This is a genomic window from Pseudoxanthomonas sp. LjRoot204_2, from assembly GCF_056175765.1.
The window spans coordinates 1-1,515 of record NZ_JBGFFG010000619.1 but is presented as its reverse complement, the minus strand read 5'-3'; the positions used below and the strand labels follow the sequence as shown (position 1 = coordinate 1,515).

Genomic DNA, 1,515 nt, shown 5'->3' with positions numbered 1-1,515 from the left:
GCCGAGCATCGAGTCGGTGGTGGAGATGGCCTTGGCGTTCATCTCGTAGGCGCGCTGGGTCTCGATCATGCTCACCAGCTCTTCCACCACGTTGACGTTGGAGCCTTCCAGCGAACCCTGCACCAGACTGCCCAGCCCGTTGAGGCCGGGCGTGCCGTTCTGCGCGGGGCCRGAGGCGGTGGTCTCGACGTAGAGGTTCTCGCCCTTGGCCTGCAGGCCCGACGGATTGACGAAATCGGTCAGCGTCAGCGAGCCGATCTCCAGCGCCTGCGCCTGGCCCGCCATGGTCACGCTGACGGTGCCGTCATTGCCGATGGTCATCGACTGCGCGCCTTCCGGCACCTGGATGCCGGGTTGCACCGGATAGCCGCTGTTGGTGACCAGTTCGCCCTGTGCGTTGATCTGGAACGAACCGTCGCGCGTGTAGGCCGGCGAGCCATCGGGCAGAAGCACTTCGAAGAAGCCGCGGCCGTTCACCATCACGTCCAGGGAGCGGCCGGTCTGTTGCGGGTTGCCCTGCTGGAAGTCCTTGGACGTCGACACCACGCGCACGCCGGTACCGAGTTGCAGGCCGGAGGGCAGCTGGGTCTGCGACGAGGTGGAGCCGCCGGGCTGGCGGACCTGCTGGTACAGGAGGTCCTCGAAACTGGCGCGGTCGCGCTTGAAGCCGGTGGTGTTGGTGTTCGCCAGGTTGTTGGAGACCACGGACATGCGCGTCTGTTGCGCGTCCAGTCCGGTCTTGGCGACCCAGAGGGCCTGGTTCATGGCGTGGTTCCTCGCGGGGTGGAAGGGGTGGAACCGCGCGGTGCGGTTCCTCGCTTCCTCTCAGGCAAGTCCTGTGCCGGAATGGGTGTCGTGGTTCTGGCGCTGGGATTGGCGCCGAAATGGGGCGGAGGTTCCGGTCGCGGCGTAGGCGTGGCGGAAAACCGGCGGGGCCTGGCGTTAGCCCCTCTCCCTGCGGGAGAGGGGTTGGGGTGAGGGGCAACGAAGCCGGTCTACCCCGGCTATCAGCGACTTTTCCACATCCTCCGTTCACTCGAAACGCACAATCATGATGAACGTGTTGAGTGCGTCTTTCGTAGGCGGGGCTTTGGGTCAGGCATGGCGCCGCTCGCCGCGGGGGCCTTACTTTTCTTTGCTTGTGCAAAGAAAAGTAAGCAAAAGAAACACCCCCCGGCGGTCCGCCCGCCGCTGCGCGGCGGGTTCGCAGTCGCGGCAGGAATTTTCGGACGGGGCATCCTGCCCCGGCCGAAAACGCCGCACATCCATGTGCGGCGCCCCTGCGGGGTTTTACCCGCCGCGACTGCCGGACCTCAGGGGCCCCAAGGGCGGCGTCTGACTGACCAAGGCGCGCTTTTGCCGTTGCTGTTGCCTTCGGGCCCCCATGAGGCACGGCGAGTGGGCCGGGTAAAACCCGAAGGGCGCCGTCATGGATGACGGCGTTTTCGTATGGCACATGGATGTGTCATACGAAAATTCCCGGCCCGCTCGCGGACCCGGAGCGAAGCGCAGGGC

1 protein-coding gene is annotated in these 1,515 nt (G+C 66.0%); it reads right to left on the bottom strand.

The features are described 5' to 3' along the window. Positions 1-765, bottom strand: a 765-nt coding sequence (flgG, locus tag AC04L7_RS18470; protein WP_475513667.1) for a flagellar basal-body rod protein FlgG, incomplete at its 3' end; no start/stop codon positions are given. Between the last annotated feature and the right edge of the window lie 750 nt (positions 766-1,515).